The following is a 23,583-nucleotide window of genomic DNA, read 5'->3' on the forward strand; positions in this document are numbered from 1 at the left end:
GCTTACTTTTGCGCTGTTCAAAAGTGAGCCGCTGTAAGAGCGGAACCCATATCAGCCATCACCCAAATAACGGATATGTACTCACCCCAGGGTCCGTAACAAAACCGTCATCCCCCTGGGCTAGGCTCGCGGGCTTGAATGCCCCCGAGTCCCAATCCATGTTCAAAGGCCTCCTATACGCCGCGCTGCTGTTCACCCTGACAGCCCACGCCGAAACCTGGCCGGAGAAGGAATGGTCCCAAGGCCAGCCCCTGACCGGCCCGGCAGCCAAGGCCTTGGATGACTACGCCTTCCCACCCCGCGACGACACCACCCGCAAGGGCGTCCGCACCGACGCCTTACTGGTCATCCGCGACGGCCAGATCATCTACGAACGCTACGCCGCCCCCACCACCGCCAGCACCCCGCACCTGACCTGGTCCATCAGCAAAAGCCTGATGGCCACCGTGCTCGGCGTGGCCTTCGGCGAAAACCGCTTCAAACTCACCGACCCCGCCGCGCGCTTTTACCCGCCGATGAAACAACACCCCGGCGTGACCATGGCCGACCTGCTGCACTGGGCCTCGGGCCTCGACTGGCAGGAAGACTACGAATACGCCCCGCTGAAATCCTCGGTGGTCGCCATGCTCTACACCCGCGGCCACCACGACATGGCCGAGTTCGCCGCCGACACCGCGACCTACAGCGCCCCCGGCCAGGCATTCCGCTACTCCAGTGGCGACAGCAATATCCTGTCCGCCACCCTCAAGGGCATGCTCGGCCACAAGGCCTACGTCGACTACCCATGGACCGCCCTGTTCCAGCCACTGGGCATCCACAACGCCACTTGGGAAAGCGATGCCGAGGAAACCTTCGTCGCGTCCTCATACGCCTACCTCACCGCCCGCGACCTGGCCCGCGTCGGCCTGTTGATGCAGCGCGACGGCCGTTGGGGCGAGCAACAGTTGCTACCCAAGGAGTGGGTTGCGTTCAATCGCCAACCGTTCGACAAGTACAAGGCGGGCCAGGACGAAGCCGTTCCGGGCGGCCAATGGTGGCTCAACCGCGAAGTGCAGGGCGCCGCCAGACCCTGGCCGGACGCGCCCGCCGACACCTTCGCCGCCCTCGGCCACTGGGGGCAGGCGCTCTACGTGATGCCCGAAAAACAGCTGGTCATCGTGCGCTATGGCGACGACCGCGACGGCAGCTATCGCCACAACGAACTCCTCAAGCGCGTCCTTGCAGCGGTGCAACCATGATCCGCCGTCATCCCGTCATCAGCCTGTTGATCCTGCTGTTACTCGTGTTGCTCGGCTGGGTCTGGCACGAGCGGGTCAATCTGCAAGCCTTCCCCGACATCATCGCGGCCTACACCGCCAAGGAGTACTGCTCCTGCCGATATGTGGAAGGCAATCCCGCTGATTATTGCCTGGGTTATGTGAAGCAATACGTGCCCACCAGCGCCTTCACCGACAACCCTGAAAAACACCTCGTGACCGCCAGCGGCCTGGGCCGCACACACAGTGCCCAATGGCTAGGCCAACGCGAGGGCTGCCGCCTCTTGCCCTAATGCAGCCACAGGTGGGGCTGAGGTTCCACAGGGTGGAACCACCTTTGATTGTCCTCCTGCGCACATCGCGGTTATCTGGCGGTGTGCAACGAACAAGAACGGGAACACCCGCCTGCGAGGAGAATCACCATGAGCCCACACCAGCACATCCTGGATTGGCTGAGCGATGTCGCCAGCGACCTGCACGCCGTGCGTCAGGACATTCACGCCCACCCCGAACTGGGCTTTGAAGAAAACCGCACCTCCGCCCTCGTGGCGCAATCCCTGCGAAGCTGGGGCTATGAAGTCCACACCGGTATCGGCCAGACCGGCGTGGTCGGTGTGCTGCGCAATGGCAGCAGCGCGCGCAAGCTGGGGATTCGTGCCGACATGGATGCCTTGCCGATCATCGAAAACACCGGCGCCAGCTACAGCAGCCAACACGCCGGCTGCATGCACGCCTGCGGCCATGACGGCCACACCACCATGCTGCTGGGCGCCGCCCGTTACCTGGCCGCGACCCGTCAATTCGACGGCACCCTGAACCTGATTTTCCAGCCCGCCGAAGAAGGCCAGGGCGGCGCCGAAGCCATGCTCGCCGACGGCTTGCTGGAGCGGTTTCCCTGCGACGCATTGTTCGGCATGCACAACATGCCGGGCTTGCCCGCCGGCCATCTGGGCCTGCGCGTTGGACCGATGATGGCCTCCCAGGACCTGCTCACCGTGACCCTCGAAGGCGTCGGTGGCCATGGCTCCATGCCGCACCTGACGGTCGACCCGCTGGTGGCCGCCGCCAGTATGGTCATGGCATTGCAGACCGTGGTGGCGCGCAATATCAATGCCCAGGAAGCCGCCGTGGTGACCGTCGGTGCCCTGCAAGCGGGCCAGGCGGCCAACGTGATTCCCCAGCAAGCACTGTTGCGTTTGAGCCTGCGTGCCCTGGATGCAAACGTGCGTGAACTGATGCTGGAGCGGGTCAAGGCGATCATCCTGACCCAGGCCGCAAGTTTCGGTTGCACCGCGCAGATCGAACATCGCCCGGCCTATCCGGTGCTGGTCAACCCTCCCGAAGAAACCGAATTCGCCCGCCAGGTTGGCGTCGCCCTGCTGGGTGAAGATGCCGTCGACGGCAACACCACCAAGCTGATGGGCAGCGAAGACTTCGCCTGGATGCTGCAACGCTGCCCCGGCAGCTACCTGTTTATCGGCAACGGCGTGTCGCGGCCGATGGTCCACAACCCCGCCTATGACTTCAACGACGACATCCTGTTGACCGGCGCCGCCTACTGGGGCGCGCTGGCCGAGAGCTGGCTCAAGCCCGCCTGACGACCTCTTTTTTCTGCCGCTGGACCCTTTTCCGACTGGTTGAATGGAGTGTTCCCATGCAGGCTTCAAAACAAGGTGTATCCCGCACCCGCCAAGTGGTGGCGGCGGTGATCGGCAATGCGCTGGAATGGTATGACTTCATCGTCTACGGCTTTCTCGCCAGCATTATCGCCCGGCAGTTTTTCCCCTCGGAGGATGAATACGCCTCGCTGCTGATGGCCCTGGCCACCTTTGGCGTCGGCTTCTTCATGCGCCCGGTGGGCGGGATTCTGCTGGGCATGTATTCGGACCGCAAAGGCCGCAAGGCTGCGATGCAACTGATCATCCGGTTGATGACCATCTCCATCGCCCTGATCGCTTTCGCCCCCAGCTATGCTGCCATCGGCATGGGCGCGCCGATGCTGATCGTGGTTGCGCGCATGCTCCAGGGCTTTGCCACCGGCGGTGAATACGCCAGTGCCACGGCGTTTCTGGTGGAGAGCGCGCCGGCCCATCGCAAGGGCCTGTACGGTTCCTGGCAGTTGGTGGGACAGTGCCTGGCGGTGTTCGGCGGCGCGGCGATGGTGGCGTTGGTCACGCACTTCTTCGAGCCGCAATCCCTTGAAGTCTGGGGCTGGCGCCTGCCGTTCATCTTCGGCTTGCTGATCGGCCCGGTGGGCTTGTGGATCCGCCGGCACATGGAAGACCCCGAGGAATTTATCGAGGCACACAAACAGGCCAAGGGTGCGGCGCCGAGCTTGATGGACGTCATCCGCGACCACCGCCGCAGCATCTTGGTATCGATGGGCCTGGCCTGTGGTGCAACGGTGTCGTTCTACGTGGTGCTGGTGAACATGCCGACCTTTGCCCACAAGAACCTCGGCCTGCCGTTGGACCAAGTGTTGATGGTGCAGATGTTCGCGGTGGCGCTGATGACCGTGGTGATTCCGCTGTCCGGCCTGCTGTCGGACCGGTTCGGTCGGCGCCCGGTATTGATGGCGTTCACCCTGGCGTTTTTTGTGATGGTGTACCCGCTGTATGTGTGGGTCGCGGCGGCACCGTCCATCGAGCGTTTGCTGGTGATGCAGGTGATGTTGTGCACTGCCATCGGCGGCTTTTTCGGCCCGGCGCCGACGGCCCTGGCCGAGCAGTTTCCCATCGAAGTACGCTCCACCGGGGTGTCAGTGGCGTACAACGTGGCGGTGATGGTATTCGGGGGCTTTGCGCCGTTGATCGTCACCTGGCTCAGCAAGGTGCTGGGCACGCCGGTAGCCCCGGCATTTTATGTGCTGTTCGCTTGCGTCCTGACGCTGCTGGGCACTTACTGCATGCATGAGGCGCCACGGGCGAAACGACCGGCGCCGTTTTCCAGCGAGGTGAAACCTTGAGTATTGTTGAACTGGATGCCATCGAACTGTCTCGGGCGATCCATGCGCGGCAGGTGTCCTGCCATGAAGTGATGCAGGCGTATCTGGCCCAGGTCGAACGCTTCAACCCGACGGTGAATGCGCTGGTCTCGCTGCGCTCCCATGAGGACGTGCTGGCCGAAGCGGCGCAGCGTGATCGCGAGTTGGACCAAGGCCAATCCCGTGGCTGGATGCACGGCATGCCCCAGGCGATCAAGGACCTGGCGGCGACCCAGGGCCTGCGCACCACCCTCGGTTCGCCGCTGTTCGCCGAGCATGTTCCTCAAGAAGATGCGATCAGCGTGGCGCGGGTTCGGGCCAGTGGCGCGATCATCATCGGCAAGACCAACGTGCCGGAATTTGGCCTGGGCTCGCAGACCTACAACAGCGTGTTCGGCACCACCGGCAACGCCTATGACCCGCGCCTGGTGGCCGGTGGCAGCAGCGGCGGCGCGGCGGTGGCGCTGGCATTGCGCATGCTGCCGGTAGCGGATGGCAGCGACATGATGGGCTCGCTGCGAAACCCGGGGGCATTCAATAACGTATTTGGCCTGCGTCCGTCCCAGGGTCGGGTGCCTCACGGGCCGGCGCCGGAGCTGTTCGTCCAGCAACTGGCCACGGAAGGCCCGATGGGTCGCAGCGTGGCGGATGTGGCGCGGCTGCTGAGTGTGCAGGCCGGCTATGACCCTCGGGTGCCGCTGTCGCTCAAGGAGGATCCGGCGATGTTTGGCGAGCCGTTGCAGCGCGACTTCAAGGGTGCGCGCTTGGGCTGGCTCGGGGATTACAACGGTTACCTGCCGATGGAAGACGGCGTGATGAGCCTGTGCGAATCGGCCCTCAAGGACTTCGCTGCGCTGGGTTGCGAGGTCGAGCACTGCCAACCGGAATTTTCTCTGGAACGCCTGTGGCAGACCTGGCTGGTGCACCGCCATTGGCTGATCCAGGGCTCCCTCGGCGCGGCGTACGCCGACCCGCAAAAACGTGCACTGCTCAAGCCGGAGGCGCAATGGGAAGTGCAGGGCGGATTGCAACTGAGTGCGGCGGACGTTTACCAGGCTTCGATCAACCGCAGCGACTGGTACCGCGCCCTCGGCAAACTGTTCGAACGTTACGATTTCCTGTTGCTGCCCACCGCCCAAGTGTTCCCTTTCGATGCACAACAAGCCTGGCCACGCCTCGTCGCAGGGCGCGAGATGGACACCTACCATCGCTGGATGGAAGTGGTGATCGGCCCCACCCTGGCCGGCCTGCCGAGCATGAACGTGCCGGTGGGTTTCAACCCCCGGGGCTTGCCCATGGGCCTGCAGATCATCGGCCCGGCCCAGGCGGACAGGACAGTGTTGCAACTGGCGTACGCCCACGAACAACTGACCCGCTGGGTGCAGCGGCGCCCACCCGCTTGCCTCTCGGCGACCGGTTGAGCCGCGACGGGCCTGTATCTTGCTGTGAAATCAGATCATCCATCGGCATCAAGGAGATCGACACATGGGCAGCGACGCCGAGACGGGAACCGTACGCTCAGTAGGGCGGGCACTGGCGATCATCGAATTGCTCGGCGAGCATCAGGCGCTGGGGCTGGAAGAGTTGCATTACCTGACTCACCTGCCCAAGGCCACGGTCTCGCGGATGCTGCTGACCTTGCAGGAACAGGGCTGGATCTATCGTGGGCTCAGCGACCGGCGTTACCGCCTGCGGGCCAGACGGTTGTTCGGCGACACCCAGCAACGCTTCAAGCGCCAACTGGTGGAAAGCGCCGCGCCGTGGCTGCTGGACCTCAGCGAGCGCACCGGCCTGGTGGTGGACCTGTCGAGCTTCGACGGCGAGCGCCTGGAAGTGATGGAAAGCGCGATCCCCACGGTGCTGCGCAAGCTCTACCCGAACAATTGCCAGATCGTCGGCCAGCATGCCAGCCTGTTTCACTCGGCCATGGGCAAGGCGTGCCTGGCGCAATTGTCGGCGGATGAAGTGCAGCGCCTGGCCGGTCGTGAGCATGTGGCGGAAGACGATCAATACCGGGCGTGTGAACAATCCCAGCACCAGGGGTTTGGCCAACGCACCGAAGGCTATTGGGAATATCCGGTGCGCCTGCCGTTCCTGATTCGCGCGGTGGCCTTGCCGGTGCGGGCCAATGGCCGGTTGGTGGGCAGCATGGCGCTGCATTGGCCGATGGATCAGGCACCGGTGGAACGGGTGCTGAGCCTGCACCTGGCCAGCCTGGAGTCGACGATTCGCGATGTGCAGCAGGCGTTGGCCTGACCACCGTTCCCCCGTAGGAGCGAGCTTGCTCGCGAAGAACTCACAGGCACCGCGTTCATTCAGAATGCCCGCGTCATCGTTGGCAACCTTCGCGAGCAAGCTCGCTCCTACAGGAGGTCTTTGTTACTGTTCGCCCAGGTTTTTTGCCCCACGAGTCTTTATGTCCCTGTTCAAACCCATGGCCTTCCTGCTGCTGGCCGCTGCCGCCGTGCCTGCCCATGCCGACTGGTACCTGGACAACGAGTCCTCGCGCCTGTCGTTCGTCACCACCAAGAACACCGACATCGCTGAAGTGCAGCGCTTCCTGGTGCTGCATGGCAAGGTCGACAGCAAAGGCGCGGCGCAGCTGGAAGTCGAACTGGAGTCGATCAACAGCGGCATCCCGCTGCGCGACGAGCGCATGCGCAATGAGCTGTTCGAGATCAAGACCTTCCCGGACGCGGTGATCAATGCGCAGATCAACCTGCAACCGATCAACGACCTGGCCCCCGGCGCGCAATACGAGCTGCGCCTGCCGCTGTCGGTGACCCTGCACGGCAAGACCCAGGCCTACAGCACCGAATTGCTGGCGACCCGCCTGGATGACCGACGCTTCCAGGTGGTCACCCTGGAGCCATTGGTGGTGCACGCCGAGGATTTCGATTTGCTGCCGGGGGTAGCCGCATTGCGCAAGGCCGCCGGGCTGTCGCAGATCAGCCTGTCGGTGCCGGTGGGTGCGGTACTGATTTTCACGGCGCGCTGACATGAGCGGCGCAGTGTTCCCGTGGCGCAGCGCCAACCGTTTCGAGCTGATGGTCGACGGCCCGAGTTTCTTCCCGCGCATGCTGGAAGGTATCGCCCAGGCTGAGCAACAGGTGGCGCTGGAGCTGTATCTGGTGGAGGCGGGCGCGTGTGCCGAGGCGATGGTTCAGGCCCTGGTGGCGGCCGCCGAACGTGGCGTGCGCGTACGTTGCCTGTTCGATGACTACGGCAGCCTGGCGTTTACCCTGGGCCTGCGTCGGCGGTTGATCGACGCCGGGGTGGACCTGCGATTCTACAACCGCCTGAGCTGGCGCCGCTGGATGCGCAACCTCTATCGGGACCACCGCAAGCTGTTGTTGATCGACCAGACCATCGCCGTGGTCGGCGGCACCGGCGTGACGGATGAATTCTGGACGCCCGGGGAAGACACCGCCGATTGGCACGAAGTGATGGTGCAGATTCGTGGCCCGCTGGTGCTGGATTGGCAGGCGTTGTTCGACCGTCAGTGGCTGGCGAACGACGATCGTAGAGCCTGGAAACCGGCCACGCATTTTGGCCTGCCACGGTTGCCCAAGGTGCCAGCGACAGGACCGGGGCTGGGGCGTGTGGCCTATGCCGACGCCCGCCAGCATCGGGATATCTTGCAGTCACTGATCCGTGCGCTGAACAGCGGCCACCAGCGTATCTGGCTGGCCACGCCGTATTTCCTGCCGACCTGGAGCGTACGGCGTGCCCTGCGCCGGGCGGCGGGGCGCGGGGTGGATGTGCGTTTGCTGTTGACCGGGCCACGTACCGATCACCCGTCGGTGCGGTATGCCGGGCACCGTTACTACCCGCGTTTGCTCAAATCCGGGGTGCAGATCTTTGAATACCAGCCGTGCTTCCTGCACTTGAAAATGGTGCTGGTGGACGATTGGGTGAGCATTGGCTCGTGCAACTTCGACCACTGGAATCTGCGCTTCAACCTGGAAGCGAACCTGGAAGCGTTGGACCCGGAATTGACGTTGGCAGTGGTGGCGAGTTTCGAGCGGGATTTTGCCCTGAGCCAGGCGGTGAGCCTTGAGGCATGGCAGTCGCGGCCGTTGTGGCGGCGGGTGAAGCAGCGGGTGTGGGGGTGGATTGATCGGTTGGTGGTCAACCTGCTGGACCGCCGCGGATAAGCCAGAATACCCCAATCAAATGTGGGAGCGGGCTTGCTCGCGAAAGCGGTGTATCAGTCACCTGATGTATCAACTGATCCACCGCATTCGCGAGCAAGCCCGCTCCCACATTTTGACCGGGCAAGACTTTAGAGCAGTTCGAAGCTCTGCTGCTTCACATCCTGCGAATCCAACCCGATCTGCACATTGAACTCGCCCGGCTCAGCCGCAAACTTCAGCTGGGTGTTGTAGAACTTCAAGTCTTCCTCGGTGATGGTGAAGTGCACCGCGCGCTCTTCGCCCGCCTTGAGCATGATCTTCTGGAAGTTCTTCAATTCCTTCACCGGGCGGATCATCGAGCCGGCCACGTCCTGGATATACAGCTGCACCACGGTTTCGCCATCGACCTTGCCGGTGTTTTTCACCACCACGGTGGCGTCGAGCTTGCCGGTCTTGTTCAGGGTGGTGGACGACAGCGCCATGTCCGACAGGCTGAAACTGGTGTAGCTCAAGCCGTAACCGAACGGAAACAGCGGCCCGGTGGTGTCATCGAAGTACTGCGAGGTGTAGTTGCCCGGCTTGCCCGGAGTGAACGGCCGGCCAATGCTCAGGTGGTTGTAGTAGGTCGGAATCTGCCCCACCGAACGCGGGAAGGTGATCGGCAGCTTGCCCGACGGGTTGTAGTCACCGAACAGCACGTCAGCGATAGCGTTGCCGCCTTCGGTGCCGGCGAACCAGGTTTCCAGGATTGCGTCAGCCTGTTCGTTCTCCTCGACAATCGACAGCGGACGGCCGTTCATCAACACCAGCACCAGCGGTTTGCCGGTGGCTTTCAAAGCCTTGATCAGGTCGCGCTGGCTCTGCGGGATGTTCAGGTCGGTGCGGCTCGACGATTCGTGGGACATGCCACGGGACTCGCCCACGGCGGCCACGACCACATCGGCGCCTTTGGCGGCCTTGACGGCTTCGTCGATCATGTCCTGGGACGAGCGCGGGTCATCCACAACTTCCGGGGCATCGAAGTTCAGGAAGTTGAGGTAGTCGACGACTTTCTTGTCGTTGGTGATATTGGCGCCACGGGCATAGATCACCTTGCCCTTGTCGCCGATCACGGCGTTCATGCCGTCCAGCAGGGTCACCGATTGCGCGGGTTTACCGGCAGCGGCCCAGCTGCCCATCATGTCGATCGGCGCCTTGGCCAGCGGGCCGACCAGGGCGATGGTCGCGTCCTTTTTCAGCGGCAGGGTGTTGTTCTGGTTTTTCAGCAGCACCTGGCTGCGGCGCGCCACGTCACGTGCGTCGGCGCGATGCAGGCGGCTTTCGGCGTAGGTGTCGGCCGGGTCATCCTCGGCCTTGCCGATGCGCAGGTACGGGTCGGCAAACAGGCCCATGTCGTACTTGGCGCCGAGCACTTCGCGCACGGCGTTGTCGATGTCGCTCTGTTCGATCTCGCCGGACTTCAGCAGGCCGGGCAATTCCTTGCCGTAGAGCGAGTCGTTCATGCTCATGTCGATGCCGGCCTTGATCGCCAGCTTGGCGGCTTCACGCCCGTCCTTGGCCACGCCGTGCTTGATCAGCTCGAAGATCGCACCGTGGTCGCTCACGGCCAGGCCCTTGAAGCCCCAGTCCTTGCGCAGCAGGTCGTTCATCAGCCAGGTGTTGGCGGTGGCGGGTACGCCGTTGATCGAGTTCAGCGCAACCATCACGCCACCGGCGCCGGCTTTGATGGCGGCGTGGTAGGGCGGCAGGTAGTCCTGGTACATCTTGACCGGGCTCATGTCGACCACGTTGTAGTCGCGACCGCCTTCCACCGCGCCATACAGGGCGAAGTGCTTGACGCTGGCCATGATGCTGTCGGCCTTGGCCGGGCTGCTGCCCTGGAAGGCCTTGACCATCACTTCGGCAATGCGCGAGGTCAGGTAGGTGTCTTCGCCAAAGCCTTCGGAGGTACGGCCCCAGCGCGGGTCGCGGGAGATGTCGACCATCGGCGCGAAGGTGATGTCGAGGCTGTCGGCGGCAGCTTCCTGGGCGGCGATGCGCCCGGAGTGGCCGATGGCGTCCATGTCCCAGCTGGAAGCCAGGGCCAGGCTGATGGGGAATATCGTGCGGTGGCCGTGGATCACGTCATAGGCGAAGAACATCGGGATCTTCAACCGGCTGCGCATGGCCGCGTCCTGCATCGGACGGTTTTCCGGGCGGGTAATCGAATTGAAGGTGCCACCGATGCGGCCGGCGGCGATTTCCTTGCGGATCAGCTCGCGGGGCATTTCGGGGCCGATGCTGATCAGGCGCAATTGGCCGATCTTCTCATCAAGGGTCATCTGCTTGAGCAGGTCACTGACGAAGGCGTCCTTGTCCTTGAGCACTGCGGGCTTTGTTTCGGCTAATACGGAATGAGTGGCCAAACTGACAACAAGGCCCAGCAAACACAGCTTCTTCATGAAAATCCTTTCTCGCAGCCTTGGGACCGGAGAGCGTCTATTGTTGTTCGGGTGTTGTTCAGATAAATACCGCACACTTCTGAACTCTTATTGGCGCTGGGCATCTTTTAGCTGATTGGCACGATGCAATCCAGTGGGTGGTGGCGGATTATGCCCTAAGCCCGTGGCTAACGCGTCAGTCGGTAAATTTCATAGGTTTGGCAGGAGAAACACCATGCAAGCAGCACAAGGTTACCGTTGGGGCTGGAAGGCCGTGGCATTGATACTGGTGAGCACCGTGCTGAGCGGTTGCGGCATCAACAAGATCCCGACCCTGGACGAACAGGCCAAGGCGGCCTGGGCCCAGGTGCAGAACCAGTACCAGCGGCGCGCCGACCTGATCCCCAACCTGGTGGAAGTGGTCAAGGGCTACGCCGCCCATGAACAGGACACCCTGACGGCCGTGATCGAAGCGCGGGCCAAGGCCACCTCGATCCAGGTGGATGCCAGCACCCTCGACAATCCCGAGAAACTCAAGCAGTTCCAGCAAGCCCAGGACGGTTTGAGCGGTGCCCTCAGCCGTTTGATGGTGGTGTCCGAGCGCTACCCGGACCTGAAGGCCAACCAGAACTTCCTGGCCCTGCAATCGCAGCTTGAAGGCACCGAAAATCGCATCGCCGTGGCCCGCCGCGACTTTATCCAGGCAGTGCAGGCCTACAACACCGAGATCCGCACCTTCCCTGGCCGCCTGTGGCACAGCGTGATGTACAGCGACTTGCCGGTCCGCGCCAACTTCGAGGCCACCAGTGCCGATGCCGATAAAGCGCCGCAAGTGAAATTCTGATGGGCAAGCGCGCTTGGCTGATGGCGGCGGTGCTGCTGGCCTTCAGCCTGACCGCCCAGGCCGCCCTGAATTTCCCGGCCCTGACCGGACGGGTGGTGGACAACGCCCAGATGATCGACCCGGCCGTGCGTGCGCAGCTGACCCAGCAGTTGCAGGCGCTGGAGCAGACCAGCGGCGACCAGATCGTGGTGGTCACCGTGCCCGACCTGCAAGGCGTGCCCATTGAAGACTTCGGTTATCAACTGGGCCGCGCGTGGGGCATCGGCCAGAAGGGCAAGGACAACGGCGCCCTGCTGATCGTCGCCCGGGATGAGCACAAGATTCGCATCGAAGTGGGTTATGGCCTGGAAGGCGTGCTCACGGATGCGCAGTCCTGGGTGATCATCAACCAGGTGATCGCCCCGGCGTTCAAGGCGGGCAACTACAGCAAGGGCATCAGCGACGGCGTGGCGGCGATGCTGCAGGTGGTGGGCGGCGATCCGCTGGCCGTACCGGCGCATGTGTCCGAGGCCAACTTCGCCAAGCAAAACCCGGGCATTTCCATTGGCCTGTTCATCCTGTTGCTGGCAGTGTTGTGGCTGTGCAATCGCATGGGCCTGCCCGTTGGCGCTATCCTGCTGGCGATTCTCAGCAGCAGCGGTCGTGGCGGCGGGGGAGGCGGTGGCGGTGGTGGCTTCAGGGGCGGCGGCGGTGGTTTTGGCGGCGGTGGCGCCTCGGGCGGCTGGTAATGACAATAACTAGAGAGCATCAACAACCATGGCATTACTGAGTCAACACGAGCAACGCCAGGTCGCCGAGGCGATCGCCCGGGTCGAGCAACAGACCGACGCCGAACTGGTGACCGTGCTCGCGGCCCGCGCCGACGACTACGCCTACATCCCGCTGTTGTGGGCCAGCCTGCTGGCGCTGGTGGTGCCGGGGATCATCCACTACCTGTCGGGCTGGTTGACCATGTACACCTTGCTGCTGGCGCAGTGGGGCACGTTCGTCGTGCTGTGCCTGGTGTTCCGTTTGCCCAGGGTCACCACGCGACTGATCCCGCGCTCGGTGCGCCATTGGCGCGCGTCCAACCTGGCACGGCGGCAGTTTCTCGAGCAGCACCTGCACCACACGCTGGGCAGCACCGGGGTGCTGATTTTTGTCAGTGAGGCCGAGCGGTATGTGGAAATCCTGGTGGACAAGGGGATATCCAGTCGCCTGGATGACAGCAGTTGGGATGCGATCGTCAAGGACTTCACCCGCCAGGTGAAGCAAGGCCAGACGTTGGCCGGGTTTGTGGCGTGTATTGAGGCTTGCGGGGAATTGCTCAGGGAGCACGTTCCGGTGACCCACGCACGCAATGAGCTGCCGAATCGGTTGGTGGTGTTGGAGTAGTGTAAAATTCCCGGCATTCCCTGCCCGAGGCGTTTTTGTTCATGTCTGCCACCGCTAAACCTGCCAGCCCCGCGCCGGATCATCACGCGCAGTTCCTCGAACTGCTGAGCGCGAGCCTTGAGCAAAACGCCTTTATCAAGCTGGTGCTGGCCAAGTACGTCGGCACCGAGCCTGATCTTCAGAAGCTGATCATCAAGCAGCTGACGGTCAAGGATCAGCCTTGCCTGTCCTTCGTCTATCGCTACAAGACCCGCGACATCACCAAGAACTTCTCCCTGGCCGACGGCGTGGCGGCAATTGCCGAGTTGTTGCCGGCGGCGTTCAAGAATGCGCACCTGCTGTCGGTGACCGACGAAGCCCAGCTGGAATACAGCAAGAAAAACAAAAGCTCACTGTTCAAAAGCAAGCCGCAGCAACTGCGCGAAGCGCCGTCTGCCGAGCACAACCGCGAGAAGAATCGCTTCCTGGACCTGACCCGGCCCTTCCTCGCCGACCTTGGTGTGACCAACGCCAAACACGAGCTGATCCCGGCGATGTCGCGCAAGTGGAAGCAGATCAACAAGTTCATCGAAGTGTTCAGCCATGCGCTGACCACCTCGCAGCTGAAGCTGGACCAGCCGGTGCGGGTCGCGGACTTTGGCTCGGGCAAGGGCTACCTGACGTTTGCCATCCACGACTACCTGCGCAACACCCTCAACGCCGACGGCGAAGTCACCGGCGTGGAACTGCGCGAAGACATGGTGACCCTGTGCAACAACGCCGCCGCCCGCCTGGACCACCCGGGGCTGGTGTTCAAGTGCGGGGATGTGCGCAGCGTCGCGCCCAGCGAACTGGACGTGATGATCGCCCTGCATGCCTGCGACATCGCCACCGACTACGCGATTCACACCGGCATCCGCTCCGGTGCGTCGATCATCATGTGCTCGCCGTGCTGCCACAAGCAGATTCGCCTGCAGATCCAGAGCCCGGCGCTGCTCAAGCCGATGCTGCAATACGGCCTGCACCTGGGCCAGCAGGCGGAAATGGTCACCGACAGTTTGCGCGCGTTGTTCCTTGAAGCGTGCGGCTATGAGACCAAGGTGTTTGAGTTCATCTCGTTGGAGCACACCAACAAGAACAAGATGATCCTGGCCGTGAAGCGTGCCGAGCCGGTGGACAACGCTCAACTCCTGGAGAAAATCCAGGAGCTCAAGGCGTTCTACAACATCACCGAACATTGCCTTGAAACCCTGCTGCGGGCGGACGGTTACCTCGCCTGAGTGCGACGCAAATCAAAAATGTGGGAGCGGGCTTGCTCGCGAAAGCGGTGTGTCAGTCACCTGATGTATCAACTGACCCACCGCATTCGCGAGCAAGCCCGCTCCCACATTAGATCGCGCTAGCCTTGGGAGCTGGCGCAGGCTTCACGCTGGTCTTGCGCCCCAACATCACCGTCACAATCACCCCGCAGGCAAACAGCCAGGTAATCGGCTCGATGTGTTCACCAAAAAACAGCGCCGAAAACGCGATGGTGAAAAAGATCTGCAACAGCTGAATCTGGCTGACCCGGGCGATGCCACCCATGGCGAGCCCGGCGTACCACGCAAAGAACCCCAGGAACTGCGAAAACAACGAGACATAACCAAACGCCCACCAGGTGCGCATGGAGATCGGCCCTTCGTGTTGCAGCGCCAGGTAGGCCACCGGCCCGATCAATACCGGCGTCGACAGCACCAGCGCCCAGCAGATTACCTGCCAGCCGCCCATCTCCTTGGCCAACCGGCCGCCTTCGGCATAACCCAGGCCACCCACGGCAATCGCGCCGAGCATCAACAGGTCGCCCGCCTGGATACTGCCGGCTCCGGTGATCAACGCATAACTTAGCACCAGCGCACTGCCCAACGCCGCGCAGGCCCAGAAGGCTTTCGACGGCCGCTCATGAGACAGCCACGCCGCATACAGCGCCACGCACAGCGGCTGCAATCCGTTGACCAGCGCGCCATGGGACGCGGGCAAGGTTTGCATGGCCCAGGCCGACAACACCGGGAAACCCAGGATCACCCCGGCAATCACCAGCGTCAGCCCGCGCACCTGGCGCCAGGTGGGCCAGCGCTCACGGCGCCACAGCAACAACGCCGCCGCCGGCACCGCCGCGAACAACGCCCGGCCCAGGCCATTGAGCAACGGGTGGATTTCCTGCACCACGATACGGGTGAAGGGCAGGGTGAGGCTGAAGATGACGACGCCCAGCAGGCCGAGGGCCATGCCGGTATTTTCGCGGGAGCTCATGGAAGGAACCAGAATCGAATGGGCCGGAAGTGGACGCTCATCTAGCCACAAAGCCCCGCAAACACGGGCTTACAGCTAGGTGCAGATTGAGCCGTACAGTTTTGAACGGGCGACTCGGTTCATGTGGGAGCTGTCGAGCCTTGGCGAGGCTGCGATGGGATCAACGCAGTTTACCTGTCAGGCCGAGGTGTCTGCATCGCGGGCAAGCCCGGCTCCCACACAAGCCGGGGTGCTGATGTAGTAGCGGGCCATTACCCGGATCAAGCCTGCGGGTCTATCTTGGCTACTCCTGTCTGCCCAACCGTTCAACCGGAGGAATGTCCCATGGCCGCGAAAAAAATCCTGATGCTGGTCGGCGATTACGTCGAAGACTATGAAGTGATGGTGCCGTTCCAGGCGCTGCTGATGGTGGGGCATACCGTGCACGCCGCGTGCCCGGACAAGTCCGCCGGCCAGACCGTGCGCACGGCGATCCACGACTTCGAAGGCGACCAGACCTACAGCGAAAAGCCCGGGCACCTGTTCGCCCTGAATGCGGATTTTGCCAAGGTGAACGCTGCCGACTACGACGCGCTGCTGGTGCCGGGTGGCCGTGCCCCTGAGTACCTGCGGCTGAACGAAAAGGTCCTGCAACTGGTCAAGGATTTCGATCAGGCTGGCAAACCCATCGCTGCCGTGTGCCATGGCGCTCAACTGCTGGCGGCTGCCGGGATCCTGGAAGGCCGCGAGTGCAGCGCCTACCCGGCGTGCGGGCCGGAGGTACGACTGGCGGGCGGTACGTTCATCGATATCCCGGTGACCGACAGCCACGTTCAAGGCAATCTGGTGACGGCCCCGGCGTGGCCGGCGCACCCAAGCTGGCTCGCGGGTTTCCTCGGGCTGCTGGGCACCAAAATCACCCTGTAAAGCGGAGGTCATCGCCATGTGCGAACTGTACGTCAAGGCCGACCCGATTCTGTACGAATCCCGCTCGCGCTCCCTGCGCATCTGCGGCGTGGTGACCACCGTGCGCCTGGAAAACCAGTTCTGGGACATCCTCAGCGAGATCGCCGAGGTGGATGGCATGACCACCAATCAACTGATCGCCAAGCTGTATGAAGAAGTGATGGATTACCGCGGCGAAGTGGTGAATTTTGCTTCGTTCTTGCGGGTGAGTTGCACGCGGTATTTGAGCAAGCAGCGGGTTCACGCCCCAGAGCTCAGCCTTGTGAATACAAGAAATGGCGCGCAGAAGATCTGAATGTGGGAGCGGGCTTGCTCGCGAAGGCGGTGTGTCAGGTAACTCATGTACCGACTGATCCAGCGCTTTCGCGAGCAAGCCCGCTCCCACATTGATTAGTAGGGGTCAGAAGAACCGCGTCACACTGATCTTCGCATCCCGGCCCTTGGTGTAGGCGCGGTCGCCGCTCAGGGCCGGTCGGAAGTTGTTGTTGAACAGGTTGTCCACGGTGAAGTTCACCTCGGTACCCTTGAGGTAAGCCTGTTGCGGCTTCCAGCTGGCGAAGAGGCCCTGGGTGTTGTAGCGCTTGTTGCCGTACTGGTCGTAGAACAGGTCGCCGATGCTGGTGCCCGGGCCGCCGGAATACTTGTCGCTCGGCAGGCGGCTGGTGGCGCCGATGAACTGCCCTTGCCAGCCTACCCGCATATCCAGGCTCGGGATCTTGGTGCCGAGCACCACCACCCATTTGGTTGGAGGAATGTCCCGCGCCCAGACGTCCGGCCCCCACGGGTTGGTGTAGGCGCCTTCATGTTTACCGGTGGTGTAGGCGAACGATACCGAGCCGAACACGTAGGTGGAGTCATAGAAACTCTCGGCCTCGAAACCCTTGATGGTCATGCCGCCGATGTTGCGGTAGTTGGACATCGCGCCCGGCGGGCAGGCGCTGGAAATCGTCCCGCCGTTGACCGCCTGGTTCTGGCAGCCCACGCCTGTGGCCTTGAAGATTTCGTCCTCGACCTTGTTGTGGAACAGCGTGGTACGCAGTTGCAGGTTGTCGCCGTGGGCGAACACGTCGGCGAAACTGGTGACGTTGCCCAGGGTGATGGAGGTGATGCGCTCCGGGTCCAGGTCCAGGCTGGTGGCGGTGCGGCTGCCCAGGCCCTGGACTTCATACTGCTCGTCGATCACTGGCGCACGCCAGGTGCGGCTCCAGTTGGCGAACATCGCCACGTTCGGGGTGATGGTCCAGTACGCCGCCAGGCGTGGCGACCAGCCGGTGTAAGTGCGGTCGCTGTAGTCATGGCCGATGGCCGGGTCCGGGTTGCTGTAGTACGGCGCGTCGTTGGCCTCGCCGCGGTTGCGCACATGGTCATAGCGCATCGACGGGGTAATGGTCACATCGCCCAGCGTCACCGCGTCCTGGATAAAGAAGCTGTTGGTGTCGACCTTGCCATGGGGCATGAAGCCCGGCTGGAAGTGCCCATAGTTGTATTTCGGGGTGTTGTAGGTGGCGCCGGGCATCCACATTTCGGTTTCCCGGGTGTGCTTGCGGATTTGCACACCGGTGGTCACCGCGTGCTGCAACGCACCGGTGGAAAACAGGCTGACGTTGCGTACGTCGAGGTTCTTGTCGTTATAGGAGGTGTCCATCTTGCGCCCGCCGGTGGCCAACTGGAAAAACGCCGTGGCGTCGCGCTCGTCGGTCTGGTCGGTATTGGATTCGGAGTACTTGATGGTCAAGTCCACCAGCGGGTTATTCATCGGCTGGTATTCGTACTTGCCGGACCAGGTGGTGTCGACGGTATTGCGGTTGGCCAGGAAGCGTTTCAGCGCGGCTTCGTAGCCATAGCGGTCGATGTTGGCCTGGGTCGGCGGCGTCGGGTAGCTGGCGGCAGAGAAGGGCGTCCAGCGCTGGCTGTTGGAGCGCGAATACGACAGACCCAGGCTTTGCTCATCGGTGAAGTGAGCATTGAACTTGAACAGTTTGCCGTCCACATTCTGGGCGCTGTTGGGCAGGCGCTTGGGGTTGATCGGGTACTGGTTGTTGTCGTTGGGCAGGGTGGCAGCCAGTTTCATGTCGCCGCCGTCGCGCTGGGTCAGGTAGGCCAGCGCGTCGAAGCGGCCGTCATCGGTACGCCCGTAAACGGCACTGCTGTAGACCTGCTCATGGTCGTTGCTGGAGTAGCCGTATTTGAGCATGGCACCGCTGTTGCGCCCGTCCTTGAGCAGGTCCGGGGCATCCTTGGTGGTCATGTTGACCGTACCGCCAAAGCCGCCGTTGCCGCTGAAGGGCGAGTTGGGGCCTTTCTCCACTTCGATGCTCTTGATCAGCTCGGGCTCGATAAACACAGTGCCCTGCTGATAGCGCTCAAAACCGCTTTTGGTGGCGCCATCGACGGTCAGCGGCACGTCTTCGGCGTCGCCGAAACCACGGATGTTGATGGTCTGGCCACCGGGCTTCAGCGAGCCGCCCTGGCTGATGCCGGGCAAGGTTTGCAGCAGGCTGGGGATGTTGTTGGACTGGTAGCGGTCGATGTCGGCCTGGGTCAGGGTGGAACGGCCGACGGTGGTGGAGTCGACCTCGTTGCCGGTGCCGATCACGCTCAGGGCGTCGAGCTGGATCGCGCTGCTGTTGGTGGTCTTGCCCTCTTCGGGGCGTACCACGTAAGTGCTGCCGACCTTGAGCAATACGAACTCGCCGTCCTTGAGCAGGGTGCGAATCGCCACTTCCGGTGTGAAGTCGCCATTGAGGGCTGGCGCCTGAATATTTTTCAGCAGCGCTTCATCGAACAGCAGCTGGATTTTCGCCTGCTGCGCCACCTGGCTCAGGGACGTGGCCAGGGACTGGGCCGGCAGTTGCAGCTTGAACGACTCTGCCTGGGCACTCAGGCTGAAGGCCAGGCAGGCGGCAATGGCGGTGGGTCGAAGAAACAGGTGCTGAACGTGGCAAGGCGCGCGAAACATGAAATCCCCCGGAGTAGCCAAATGGCCAGAAAGGTGTGCGTATCAAACGCAGACCCGAGGAAGACGCGGCAGGAAAAATAATCCTCACATGCGAATGCAAAATATTCTCAAATAAGAATTCCGCGGGGCTATTTGCGCGGTTCGATCCTGATATTGCCGTCGGCCAGGGCCACGGTTTTCACCGGCAACAGTGCCGGCAGGGCGTTGAGCAGGGCGTCCGGATCATTCACGTCCAGATTGCCCGAGACCTTCAACTGCGCCACCGCGCTGTCCACCAGCAACGGCGCCTGGGGCCGGTACAGGCTCAACTCATCCATCAGGCTGGCCAGCTCGCGATTACGAAACGACACGTGGCCGCCGCGCCAATCGGCGACCTCGCCGGCAGTGAGGGTTTGCTGCTGCAGCGTGCCCTTGGCATAACTGAACGTAGCGCGCTGATCGGCGCCGAGCAGGGTGGCCGGCAGCCTGGCATCCGGATCGAACGCCACTTGCCCATGGGCCACGCTGACCACCAGTTGCTGCTTGCTGCGCCGCACATCGAAGCCGGTGCCGACCACCCGCACATTGGCTTCACCGGCCTGCACGAACAGCGGACGCTCCTTGTCGGGCGCCACCTCGATATACAACTGGCCCTGATCCAGATGCACGATGCGCTGGTGACTGTTGAAGTCCACCCGCAGGCGCGTATTGGCGTTGACGTACAAGGTGCTGCCGTCGGGCAAATGCATGGTGCGCATTCCTTTGGCATGGGCCGCGACCTGGGCGTGGAACAGCTCGCGTGGGGCGCCGATGTTGCTCGTCAGCACGGCACACACCAGGGCGGCAGCCACCGCCAGGGCCGGGCGCCACACGGGTGGTTTGCGCACGGGCAGCGGTGTCGGTTTGTTCAGTTGCTGCAACTGGGCCAGGTCGGCCCACAGCTGTTCGAATTCGGCGTAGGCGCGGGCATTGGCCGGCTCGGACTGCCAGGCGGCAAACGCCTTGCGGTCGGCGCGACCGGCGTCATTGCGGTTGCGCGCAAACCAGCTGGCGGCCTGGGCATCGATGGAGTCGCTGGCCTCGATGTCACAGGTGTCGATGTCGCTCAGGCGGGTCATTCTGGCTGCTCCTTGCCCTGTTCTTGTTGAAGTCGCTGCTTGCAATGCAGCAAGGCAAAAGCGATGTGCTTTTCCACCATGCTGATCGAAACGCCCATGCGCTCGGCGATCTGCGCCTGGCTCAGGCCTTCGAAGCGGTGCAGCATAAGGGCTTCTCGTCTTCTCGGCGAGAGTTCAGAGAGGACTTCTTTCAACTGTTCCAGGCGTTGCAGGCGTTGCGCGGCGGCCATGGGATCGTCTCGCGAGTCGCTGACAGGTTCGGCATCCAGTTCGGCCTGTTGCTGGTGGACGGTGTGCCGCACCTTTTGTTTGCGCCAGTGATCGCGCAGCAGATTGCGCGCCATCTGGAACAGAAACGCCCGTGGCTGCTCGACCTGAGCCCGGTCGCGGTAGTCCAGCCATTGGGTGAAGACATCCTGGGTCATGTCTGCCGCGTCGCTGGCGTTGTCCGTGCGTTTACGCAGGAAATGCAGGATATCTGCATAAAACCCGCGAAAGGCATCGGCCGACAGCAGGTCGGGCTTGGGACGAGACATGGATATCCTTCTTGACGAAGCACGACGTGGAAAAGTCGCGAATGATATCGAGAATTATTGTCATTTGTCTCTATTGAAAATCCAAGGTTGGATGCGGACTAAACGTGGGAGCGGGCTTGCTCGCGAAGGCGGTGAGTCAGTCGACCTATTAATTGACTGACCCACCGCCTTCGCGAGCAAGCCCGCTGCCACATTTGGATTGCGTTTCAGCGCAACAGGGTCAGTAGCTCTTGCAACTGAACACGGCCTGCCTCAGCCAGCGGAAACACCGGCAGCCGTGGATCCCCCGACTCCAGGCCCGTCAGCCGCAAACCGGCCTTGATCGTCGCCGGCAAGCCACCTTTGAGGATGAAATCCAGCAACGGCAACTGGCGATAAAACAGCTCCCGCGCTTTCTCCAGGTCATTGGCCAAAACGGCTTCATACAAATCCAGGTTGAGCTGAGGAATCAGATTCGGCGCCGCCGTGCACCAACCTTTCGCACCCGCCGCAAACGCCTCCAGCGCCAGCGGATTGCAGCCGTTGTAGAACGGCACCCGGCCCTCGCTGCGCCGGTGTAATTGGTGCATGCGCTGAATATCCCCGGTGCTTTCCTTGACCATGGTCACGTTGTCGACGCTGTTGACGATGCGCAGGATCAAGTCCACCGACATGTCGGTGCCACTGGTGGCCGGGTTGTTGTAGAGCATGATCGGCACGCCGATGCTGTCGCCAATGGCCGCATAGTGGGCGAGGATTTCCGCCTCGCTGAGTTTCCAGTACGAGGCCGGCAATACCATCACCACGTCCGCGCCGTGGGCCTCGGCAAACTGCGCACGACGCACGGCCTTGGCGGTGGTCAGGTCGGAGACGCTGACGACGGTCGGCACACGCTTGCCCACCTTCTGGATGCTGTAGGCGGCGACTTCATCCCACTCTGCATCACTGAGATAGGCGCCTTCGCCGGTGCTGCCCAACGGTGCGACAGCGTGCACGCCGCTGTCGATCAGGCGGTCGATCGAAAGGCCCAGGGCGTCGAGGTCAAGGCGCTGTCCGTCCGTGCTGAACGGGGTAATGGTGTAGCCGATAATGCCGTGAATAGAAGGGCTGGACATGGAAAGGTCTCCGGTCGAAAAAGGGTTTCAGTTCAGGCAATCGGCGTGTTGGCGCAGGTTCTGCCGAGCGTAGTAGTTGAACGCGGCGCCGTGGCGCTTGGGCTTGGAAATCCAGTCATGGGCTTCGCGGCCCAGTTCCGGCAGGATCGGCTTGATCGTGCCGGCGGCCATCGCCAGCAGCTGCAACTTGGCCGCGCGCTCGATCAACTGCGCGATCACACAGGCTTCCTCGATGCTCGCCCCAGTGGACAATTGGCCGTGGTGGGAAAGCAGAATCGCGCGTTTATCCCCCAGGGCAGCGGTGATGATTTCACCTTCTTCGTTGCCCACCGGCACCCCGGGCCAGGCTTCGAGGAATGCGCAATCTTCGTACAACGGGCAGAGGTCCATGTGGGACACCTGCAACGGCACTTCCAGCATCGACAACGCAGCGATGTGGGTCGGGTGAGTGTGGATGATGCAGTTCACGTCCGGGCGACCGCGGTACACCCAGCTGTGAAAACGGTTGGCCGGGTTGGGCATGCCATGGCCTTCCAGCACCTCCAGGTCTTCGTTGACCAGCAACAGGTTGCTGGCGGTGATCTCATCAAAACCCAGGCCCAGTTGTTGGGTGTAGTAGGTGCCAGGCGTCGGGCCGCGTGCGGTGATCTGCCCGGCGAGGCCGGAGTCGTGGCCGTTTTCGAACAGGATCCGGCAGGTCAACGCCAGCTTTTGCCGGTCGGTCCACGTATTATCCGCCAGGGTGTTTTGCATCTGGGTCAGCGCCTGCTTGACCAGTTGGTCTTTCGGGAGTGCTAATGTCTTGGCCATATCAGTGTCCTTGTTCGTCGCAAATGACACTAAAGAGACTATATGACACAAGGTGTCATTAGCAAGCATTCATCATCGCCTCTTTAATGGATTAACCGCTGCGCATGTCTATCCGTTTGAAAATATTGAGAAAAAAACTTGGTGTGACGTTGGAGTCGCTCGCGGAAAAATCCGGGATGACCAAGAGTTACCTGTCGAAAGTCGAACGCGGGTTGAATACGCCGTCGATTGCGGCGGCGCTGAAACTGGCCAAGGCGTTGAATGTGAAGGTCGAAGAATTGTTCAGCGAGGACAATGTCAGCCTCGACAGCTACAGCCTGGTGCGCAGCCACGAACGGCAGGCGTTGTCGGGCACCGATGCATCACCGGGTTACGCGGTGCTGGCGCATCAGGTCAGTGAGCGTAGTTTGTTGCCGTTCATCATTTACCCGCCGGCGGAGTTCACCGACAAGACCTTCAAGGAACATTTGGGGGAGGAGTTTTTGTTTGTGCATGAAGGTCAGGTTGAGGTGGATTTCATGAGTGAGCGGGTGGTGTTGAATCGGGGGGATGCGTTGCATTTCAATGCGCAGAAGCCGCATCGGATTCGGTCGGTGGGGGAGGTTCAGGCTCAGCTTTTGGTGGTGGTGCATAGTGCTGAAGCGTGATGGTGGGGGTGGGGGTGGGGGCATATCCGTTATTTGGGTAACGGCCGCCTAGGGTTCCGCTCTTACAGCGGCTCACTTTTGAACAGCGCAAAAGTAAGCAAAACGCTCTTGCCCCACCACTCGGCACCTCGCCTAGGCTCGGTGTGCCCTCACTCCGGCTTTGGACCGTGGGCCGCCGTCATGGGCCATCCTTGGCCCAGGACGGCTAACCCGG

22 protein-coding genes are annotated in these 23,583 nt (G+C 62.3%); 15 read left to right on the plus strand and 7 right to left on the minus strand.

Annotated features, from left to right (window positions below):
* Positions 1 to 158: 158 nt before the first annotated feature.
* The 8 genes from HX814_RS28450 (at position 159) to HX814_RS28485 (ending at position 8,396) form a co-directional block, all read left to right on the plus strand.
* Positions 159 to 1,238: a serine hydrolase gene (locus HX814_RS28450; protein WP_177010040.1), complete on the plus strand. Its 1,080-nt coding sequence runs from the start codon at positions 159 to 161 to the stop codon at positions 1,236 to 1,238.
* Complete coding sequence (locus tag HX814_RS28455) at positions 1,235 to 1,549, plus strand: hypothetical protein (protein ID WP_003209165.1); 315 nt, start codon at positions 1,235 to 1,237, stop codon at positions 1,547 to 1,549. The genes HX814_RS28450 and HX814_RS28455 overlap by 4 nt, the downstream gene beginning before the upstream one ends.
* A gap of 129 nt (positions 1,550 to 1,678) precedes the next feature.
* A complete protein-coding gene (locus HX814_RS28460) occupies positions 1,679 to 2,854 on the plus strand; it encodes a M20 aminoacylase family protein (RefSeq protein WP_177010039.1) in 1,176 nt (391 codons plus the stop codon).
* Positions 2,855 to 2,910: 56 nt separating this feature from the next.
* Positions 2,911 to 4,221 (plus strand): citrate-proton symporter, encoded by a 1,311-nt coding sequence (locus HX814_RS28465; protein ID WP_177010038.1) that lies wholly within the window; start codon positions 2,911 to 2,913, stop codon positions 4,219 to 4,221.
* Complete coding sequence (locus HX814_RS28470) at positions 4,218 to 5,660, plus strand: amidase (protein ID WP_177010037.1); 1,443 nt, start codon at positions 4,218 to 4,220, stop codon at positions 5,658 to 5,660. Before HX814_RS28465 ends, HX814_RS28470 begins: the two co-directional genes overlap by 4 nt.
* Positions 5,661 to 5,724: 64 nt before the next feature.
* Positions 5,725 to 6,495, plus strand: a complete 771-nt coding sequence (locus HX814_RS28475) for a helix-turn-helix domain-containing protein (RefSeq protein ID WP_003209157.1) — start codon at positions 5,725 to 5,727, stop codon at positions 6,493 to 6,495.
* A 160-nt stretch (positions 6,496 to 6,655) separates the two neighbouring features.
* Positions 6,656 to 7,237 carry a YceI family protein gene (locus tag HX814_RS28480; protein WP_102606428.1) on the plus strand — a complete coding sequence of 194 codons (582 nt, stop codon included), beginning with the start codon at positions 6,656 to 6,658 and terminating at the stop codon, positions 7,235 to 7,237.
* A gap of 1 nt (position 7,238) precedes the next feature.
* Positions 7,239 to 8,396: a phosphatidylserine/phosphatidylglycerophosphate/cardiolipin synthase family protein gene (locus HX814_RS28485; RefSeq protein WP_003209153.1), complete on the plus strand. Its 1,158-nt coding sequence runs from the start codon at positions 7,239 to 7,241 to the stop codon at positions 8,394 to 8,396.
* 128 nt (positions 8,397 to 8,524) lie between these two features.
* On the opposite strand, the gene bglX is transcribed toward HX814_RS28485, so the two are convergent.
* Positions 8,525 to 10,816, minus strand: coding sequence for a beta-glucosidase BglX (gene bglX / locus HX814_RS28490; protein ID WP_177010036.1), 2,292 nt, complete (start codon positions 10,814 to 10,816; stop codon positions 8,525 to 8,527).
* 214 nt (positions 10,817 to 11,030) lie between these two features.
* Between bglX and HX814_RS28495 the strand changes: the two genes are divergently transcribed.
* Genes HX814_RS28495 through HX814_RS28510 form a run of 4 tightly spaced genes read left to right on the plus strand, consistent with a single transcriptional unit; the run spans position 11,031 to position 14,272 of the window.
* Positions 11,031 to 11,639 (plus strand): LemA family protein, encoded by a 609-nt coding sequence (locus HX814_RS28495; protein WP_003209150.1) that lies wholly within the window; start codon positions 11,031 to 11,033, stop codon positions 11,637 to 11,639.
* A complete protein-coding gene (locus HX814_RS28500) occupies positions 11,639 to 12,367 on the plus strand; it encodes a YgcG family protein (RefSeq protein WP_003209148.1) in 729 nt (242 codons plus the stop codon). Before HX814_RS28495 ends, HX814_RS28500 begins: the two co-directional genes overlap by 1 nt.
* 28 nt (positions 12,368 to 12,395) lie before the next feature.
* Complete coding sequence (locus HX814_RS28505; protein ID WP_003209147.1) at positions 12,396 to 13,013, plus strand: TPM domain-containing protein; 618 nt, start codon at positions 12,396 to 12,398, stop codon at positions 13,011 to 13,013.
* Positions 13,014 to 13,054: 41 nt separating this feature from the next.
* Entirely contained in the window at positions 13,055 to 14,272 is a 1,218-nt protein-coding gene (locus HX814_RS28510; RefSeq protein WP_177010035.1) for an SAM-dependent methyltransferase, read from the plus strand.
* Positions 14,273 to 14,381: 109 nt separating this feature from the next.
* On the opposite strand, the gene HX814_RS28515 is transcribed toward HX814_RS28510, so the two are convergent.
* Positions 14,382 to 15,281: a DMT family transporter gene (locus HX814_RS28515; RefSeq protein ID WP_003209142.1), complete on the minus strand. Its 900-nt coding sequence runs from the start codon at positions 15,279 to 15,281 to the stop codon at positions 14,382 to 14,384.
* Between the two features lie 324 nt (positions 15,282 to 15,605).
* On the opposite strand from HX814_RS28515, the gene HX814_RS28520 reads away from it, so the two are divergent.
* Together HX814_RS28520 and HX814_RS28525 are read left to right on the plus strand one after the other, a co-directional pair.
* Positions 15,606 to 16,187 carry a DJ-1/PfpI family protein gene (locus HX814_RS28520; RefSeq protein WP_177010034.1) on the plus strand — a complete coding sequence of 194 codons (582 nt, stop codon included), beginning with the start codon at positions 15,606 to 15,608 and terminating at the stop codon, positions 16,185 to 16,187.
* Positions 16,188 to 16,203: 16 nt separating this feature from the next.
* Positions 16,204 to 16,521, plus strand: a complete 318-nt coding sequence (locus tag HX814_RS28525) for a ribbon-helix-helix domain-containing protein (RefSeq protein WP_003209138.1) — start codon at positions 16,204 to 16,206, stop codon at positions 16,519 to 16,521.
* 105 nt (positions 16,522 to 16,626) lie between these two features.
* On the opposite strand, the gene HX814_RS28530 is transcribed toward HX814_RS28525, so the two are convergent.
* The 5 genes from HX814_RS28530 to HX814_RS28550 all read right to left on the minus strand — a co-directional run bounded on the left by HX814_RS28530 (position 16,627) and on the right by HX814_RS28550 (position 22,722).
* Positions 16,627 to 19,185, minus strand: coding sequence for a TonB-dependent receptor (locus HX814_RS28530; protein ID WP_003209136.1), 2,559 nt, complete (start codon positions 19,183 to 19,185; stop codon positions 16,627 to 16,629).
* A gap of 128 nt (positions 19,186 to 19,313) precedes the next feature.
* Positions 19,314 to 20,282, minus strand: a complete 969-nt coding sequence (locus HX814_RS28535; RefSeq protein ID WP_177010033.1) for a FecR domain-containing protein — start codon at positions 20,280 to 20,282, stop codon at positions 19,314 to 19,316.
* Entirely contained in the window at positions 20,279 to 20,818 is a 540-nt protein-coding gene (locus HX814_RS28540; RefSeq protein WP_177010032.1) for an RNA polymerase sigma factor, read from the minus strand. Before HX814_RS28540 ends, HX814_RS28535 begins: the two co-directional genes overlap by 4 nt.
* Positions 20,819 to 21,024: 206 nt before the next feature.
* The gene (locus HX814_RS28545) at positions 21,025 to 21,912 is read right to left on the minus strand and encodes a dihydrodipicolinate synthase family protein (protein ID WP_177010031.1); all 888 of its coding nucleotides are present in this window, start codon (positions 21,910 to 21,912) and stop codon (positions 21,025 to 21,027) included.
* Positions 21,913 to 21,939: 27 nt separating this feature from the next.
* Entirely contained in the window at positions 21,940 to 22,722 is a 783-nt protein-coding gene (locus tag HX814_RS28550) for an aldolase (protein ID WP_003209128.1), read from the minus strand.
* Positions 22,723 to 22,826: 104 nt separating this feature from the next.
* Here HX814_RS28550 and HX814_RS28555 point away from each other — a divergent pair, with 104 nt between their 5' ends.
* Entirely contained in the window at positions 22,827 to 23,369 is a 543-nt protein-coding gene (locus tag HX814_RS28555) for a helix-turn-helix domain-containing protein (RefSeq protein ID WP_087692630.1), read from the plus strand.
* Positions 23,370 to 23,583: the final 214 nt, after the last annotated feature.

This window comes from Pseudomonas sp. C8002, from assembly GCF_013385765.1.
GTDB lineage: Bacteria > Pseudomonadota > Gammaproteobacteria > Pseudomonadales > Pseudomonadaceae > Aquipseudomonas.

Bases quoted from the DNA above. Each gene is read 5' to 3' on its own strand.
- HX814_RS28450 (WP_177010040.1), top strand. From the start codon at position 159: ATGTTCAAAGGCCTCCTATACGCCGCGCTGCTGTTCACCCTGACAGCC.
- HX814_RS28455 (WP_003209165.1), top strand. From the start codon at position 1,235: ATGATCCGCCGTCATCCCGTCATCAGCCTGTTGATCCTGCTGTTACTC.
- HX814_RS28460 (WP_177010039.1), top strand. From the start codon at position 1,679: ATGAGCCCACACCAGCACATCCTGGATTGGCTGAGCGATGTCGCCAGC.
- HX814_RS28465 (WP_177010038.1), top strand. From the start codon at position 2,911: ATGCAGGCTTCAAAACAAGGTGTATCCCGCACCCGCCAAGTGGTGGCG.
- HX814_RS28475 (WP_003209157.1), top strand. From the start codon at position 5,725: ATGGGCAGCGACGCCGAGACGGGAACCGTACGCTCAGTAGGGCGGGCA.
- HX814_RS28480 (WP_102606428.1), top strand. From the start codon at position 6,656: ATGTCCCTGTTCAAACCCATGGCCTTCCTGCTGCTGGCCGCTGCCGCC.
- HX814_RS28485 (WP_003209153.1), top strand. From the start codon at position 7,239: ATGAGCGGCGCAGTGTTCCCGTGGCGCAGCGCCAACCGTTTCGAGCTG.
- bglX (WP_177010036.1), bottom strand. From the start codon at position 10,816: ATGAAGAAGCTGTGTTTGCTGGGCCTTGTTGTCAGTTTGGCCACTCAT.
- HX814_RS28495 (WP_003209150.1), top strand. From the start codon at position 11,031: ATGCAAGCAGCACAAGGTTACCGTTGGGGCTGGAAGGCCGTGGCATTG.
- HX814_RS28500 (WP_003209148.1), top strand. From the start codon at position 11,639: ATGGGCAAGCGCGCTTGGCTGATGGCGGCGGTGCTGCTGGCCTTCAGC.
- HX814_RS28505 (WP_003209147.1), top strand. From the start codon at position 12,396: ATGGCATTACTGAGTCAACACGAGCAACGCCAGGTCGCCGAGGCGATC.
- HX814_RS28510 (WP_177010035.1), top strand. From the start codon at position 13,055: ATGTCTGCCACCGCTAAACCTGCCAGCCCCGCGCCGGATCATCACGCG.
- HX814_RS28515 (WP_003209142.1), bottom strand. From the start codon at position 15,281: ATGAGCTCCCGCGAAAATACCGGCATGGCCCTCGGCCTGCTGGGCGTC.
- HX814_RS28520 (WP_177010034.1), top strand. From the start codon at position 15,606: ATGGCCGCGAAAAAAATCCTGATGCTGGTCGGCGATTACGTCGAAGAC.
- HX814_RS28525 (WP_003209138.1), top strand. From the start codon at position 16,204: ATGTGCGAACTGTACGTCAAGGCCGACCCGATTCTGTACGAATCCCGC.
- HX814_RS28530 (WP_003209136.1), bottom strand. From the start codon at position 19,185: ATGTTTCGCGCGCCTTGCCACGTTCAGCACCTGTTTCTTCGACCCACC.
- HX814_RS28535 (WP_177010033.1), bottom strand. From the start codon at position 20,282: ATGACCCGCCTGAGCGACATCGACACCTGTGACATCGAGGCCAGCGAC.
- HX814_RS28540 (WP_177010032.1), bottom strand. From the start codon at position 20,818: ATGTCTCGTCCCAAGCCCGACCTGCTGTCGGCCGATGCCTTTCGCGGG.
- HX814_RS28545 (WP_177010031.1), bottom strand. From the start codon at position 21,912: ATGTCCAGCCCTTCTATTCACGGCATTATCGGCTACACCATTACCCCG.
- HX814_RS28550 (WP_003209128.1), bottom strand. From the start codon at position 22,722: ATGGCCAAGACATTAGCACTCCCGAAAGACCAACTGGTCAAGCAGGCG.
- HX814_RS28555 (WP_087692630.1), top strand. From the start codon at position 22,827: ATGTCTATCCGTTTGAAAATATTGAGAAAAAAACTTGGTGTGACGTTG.